The sequence below is a fragment of the Desulfonatronospira sp. genome (genome assembly GCA_003563255.1).
Lineage (GTDB): Bacteria > Desulfobacterota > Desulfovibrionia > Desulfovibrionales > Desulfonatronovibrionaceae > Desulfonatronospira.
The window spans coordinates 1-3,790 of sequence record PWSL01000320.1; the positions used below are offsets into that span (position 1 = coordinate 1).

Here is a 3,790-nt window from a genome sequence, read left to right on the forward strand (position 1 = left end):
AAAAAATAAGTGCCGGGGTGCCTGTCCCCACAAACATGCAAGCAGGGATTTTTTTTCTTTTCTTTCTTGTTCCCAGGCTCCAGCCTGGGAACAAGAGGTAACCAGGAACGAAGAACCAGGAACCAGGAACCGATTGTAACGACCAACATGTTTGTTTGAAATTTGTACCAAGCGCCTAATTGTTATGTTATATTCAATACCTCCTGAATTAAGGTCTGGAGACATTAAAAATGGTAAATCAGAATTTTCTAAGTCCCTGAACAGATACTTCCCACTTAATTTTACTTTATATCTTGCAGCCTGCCTTTTTGTGCTCTTGTCCGGGCACTTTTTCCCGGTCAAGGCCGCTTCGCAGTCCCATGAACTGCGAAGCGGCTGGTACCCGGACGAACCCTATCAGATGCAGGCAGGTACAGAAACTGCGGCCGAAGTCACCGGCCTGGATATCCAGATAGCCAGGGAGCTCTTTGAACAGACCGGGCACAGGGTGACTTTCGAGCCCATGTCCTGGGCTGAAATCCTGGAAGGCCTCAAAACCGGTCAAACAGACTTTCTCATGGGGGCTTATTATGAAGAAGCCCGCGAGGAGTTTGCTTACTTTTCAAAGCCTTACCGCACAGAAAGAAACGAAATCTACTACCACAAAAGCATTGATAAGCTGAGCTCTTTGAACTCGGTGCAGGAGGTACTCCAGTTCCTGCAAAGCGAGGAACTGAGGATTGCCGTGATTGAAGGCCATGCCTACGGTTCAGAAGAGTTCAGAGATCTTATGCAGGATCCTCCGCCTAACCTGGAACTCATTACTTCCCAGGGTTATGAGGAAAATCTGCACCTGGCTATTGAGGGCAGGGTGGACCTTTTTGCAGCCAACCCCATAATCATGGACCGCCTCATTGCCAGGTCTCAGGCATCCGGCCTGGTGCAGAAAATGGGTATCAAAAGCCCGGAAATCCCGGTTCATATCCTCTTTAGCAGAAAAAGCATATCCAGGGACCAACTGGAAGAATTCAACTCCATCCTGCAGGGCATGCAGGAGCAGGGACGTATAAACACCCTGCACCGCGACTTTGTCCTTCCGGCTTACCTGGCCATCACTACGGGCCAGACGTGGTTTGCCGTGCTCAACCTCCTGGGCATAGCGGCATTTTGCACCTCAGGGGTGCTTCTGGCCCGCAAAGAGCGCTACAATCTATTCGGAGCACTGGTTCTGGCTACACTGCCGGCCATCGGTGGCGGGGTTCTGCGCGACCTTTTTCTCGGAGTGGAGCAGGTCTTTGTCCTGGAAACCCCGGCTTATTTCCTGGTGGCCATTGCTATAGTCCTGGCCGGATTCGCAATCATCAGGTATTACGATTTTATTCACGACCGTTCCGGCACCCTGGCCCGGAAAATAGACGCTTTTATTGAAAAGAGGCTTGGCAGCGTTTTTGACCGCCTGTTTAAGTTTTTCGATGCCTGGGCCGTAGCCAGCTTTACCGTCATCGGAGTCGGCGTGGCCCTGGAGATGAGGGCCGAACCGCTTTGGCTCTGGGGTCCGGCCATGGCGGTTCTTACTTCTTCCGGTGGCGTGATCCTGCGGGACATTGTCAGGGCGGACTTCAACATCGAAATGCTCAAGCAGGACACCTATGCAGAAATTTCCATTCTGGGCGGCATCATTTACACCTGCGCCCTGATGTACACCCCCTATGAAATAAGCCTGGGGCTTATTTTCTACCTGACCATGATCATGGTGCTTCTTCTTTTCGCTTTGCGTTTTTTTATCCTCTGGAAAGGTTACATGAATCCCTTCCAGTTCGGGGATATTTACACACATCCCGATACCCGCCTGCAGCAGTTCAGGGAAAAAGAACCCCTTCTGTGGAAGGTTGTCTCCGGCTATTATACCGAAGACGACGAGTCCAGGGCGGCCCCTGTCCACCGGTCCAGACTGGAAGGAATGCACAACAGATTTCTCTACCTCACCGGGGAGCTCAAAGAATCCCTGGACCTGGTGGCTGCAGAACCATTGAACGAAAAAACCATAAACAACTACCGCCAGTGCAATGCCCGCCTGGAAATTGCCGTTTCCCTGGAAAACAACCTCTACACCTTTCTGGAGCAAAAAACAGGTAAAGGAATGCAGCCTTCAGTGGATGGATCAGAACTGCAGCAGCTCATGCATGAAAGCCTGAGGACCATGATCGATACCACAGCCATGGCTGTAGAATCCGGGGATATGATGGATTTTACCATGCTGGAAGGACTTACATCACAATACCGGCAGCGCTTCGACCATCTTCGGGACAAATACCGGGTCCGGCAAAAGGAGCATGATGATGCCCATCTCAAGGCTGTTTTGCAGTCCACGCACAAGGTGGAGCGTATAATTTACCTTTTGAGCGATTATGTAAAACTCAGGCTGGACAAAAAGGAAATACGCGCCGGCAGCGCCACCAACAGAAAGGCGCAGCAGGCCCACGTATTGAAATAAACATGGGGGTCAGGCAGGCATGCCGCAAACGCGCACCCTGGGACAAGTGGGTCCAGGAAGAGCCAGTCCCCGTGCCACATGCTAAGCGCTAAACAGATGCCAACGGTAAGATGTGACTGCAAAAAGTCATTTTTGCAGTCACAGACGTCAGAGATCAGAAGTCAGAGGTCCCCAGTGAAATCCCTTCGGGAACTCCAAGGAGTTATTTCACGGGGCAGGCAGTAAAATCAAAGAGTTATGTATATTGTTGATTTCTGAATTATTCATTTCTCGACTTTTTGCAGGTGCATCAGGTAAGGGTCACTCACTTAATAACCATCAGCTTCTGCCAACTCCAAATACTTCTTGCCTCTTTCAACTTCGTTTCTCTCGTTAATCAATAACTCTCCGAAAGTATAGGCATGCGGTGCATACAGAGTATTTGCTTCTTCAGCTTTATTAAAGTATAATTCAGCTTTATCAATATCATTGTTGTCTATGTATAAAATGAAAGCATACTCTCCGTAAGCAGGTTCAAATTCTTCTTCAGCAGCTTTTATAAGATACTTTTTACTTTTCTCCCACTCATTCCGTTCAAGTTGAAGAAAAAGTCCATAATAATATGCAGCAGGTGCCAGAAGAACATCCTTTTCTTCAGCTTTTAAAAACCATTTTTCTGCCTCGTTATAATCACGTTTTTCCATATACAGGATAATTCCAATATCTCCATAAGCCAATTCAAAACCCTGCTCAGCTGAACTTAATAAATAACTTAGCCCCTTTTTCCAGTCGTATTTTTCCAGATAATGGAGCTTACCATATTGGTAAGCAGCAGAACTGGTCAAAGCCCCATTTTTTTCAGCCTTTGCAAACCATTTCTCAGCTGTTTCCATATCATTCATTTCCACATAAATGATGTTTCCTATCTGACTATACGCTTTCTTGAATCCGGAATCAGCCAGATTATAAAGGCGCTTAGCACAAATTTCAAGCCAACATGTTGGTAACTGTTTCTGACACCCTGCCCCTCTGGATTAGATTACACGCATGGCGTAAACTCCCCTCCCATGGAAGAAAGTATGGGGGTATCCATGTGTGGGTGTAAAGATGTTTTGACTCCCATACTCCCATACTCCCATACTCCCATACTCCCATACTCTCATACTCCCATACTCCCATACTTCTTAAGGGCCTGGGGACAGTCCCCGGGCCGGTTCTTATTGTTCCCACGCTCTGCGTGGGAACATCTTCCGGACGCTCCGCGTCCACCAATGATCCAGCACTCACTTTTGAATACTATTTTTTCTGGTATTTCTCCATTGCCAAAAGTGAGTGCTG

3 protein-coding genes are annotated in these 3,790 nt (G+C 48.1%); 1 reads left to right on the top strand and 2 read right to left on the bottom strand.

What is annotated here, in order from left to right; genetic code table 11:
* A partial coding sequence (locus tag QZP87_RS09330) for a hypothetical protein (protein ID WP_291322649.1) occupies positions 1 to 342 on the bottom strand: 342 nt, incomplete at its 3' end.
* On the opposite strand from QZP87_RS09330, the gene QZP87_RS09335 reads away from it, so the two are divergent.
* The gene (locus QZP87_RS09335) at positions 311 to 2,473 is read left to right on the top strand and encodes a TRIC cation channel family protein (RefSeq protein ID WP_291322650.1); all 2,163 of its coding nucleotides are present in this window, start codon (positions 311 to 313) and stop codon (positions 2,471 to 2,473) included. The genes QZP87_RS09330 and QZP87_RS09335 overlap by 32 nt on opposite strands.
* 308 nt (positions 2,474 to 2,781) lie before the next feature.
* Here the strand turns inward: QZP87_RS09335 and QZP87_RS09340 are convergent, their stop codons facing one another.
* A complete protein-coding gene (locus QZP87_RS09340; RefSeq protein WP_291322651.1) occupies positions 2,782 to 3,345 on the bottom strand; it encodes a hypothetical protein in 564 nt (187 codons plus the stop codon).
* Positions 3,346 to 3,790: the final 445 nt, after the last annotated feature.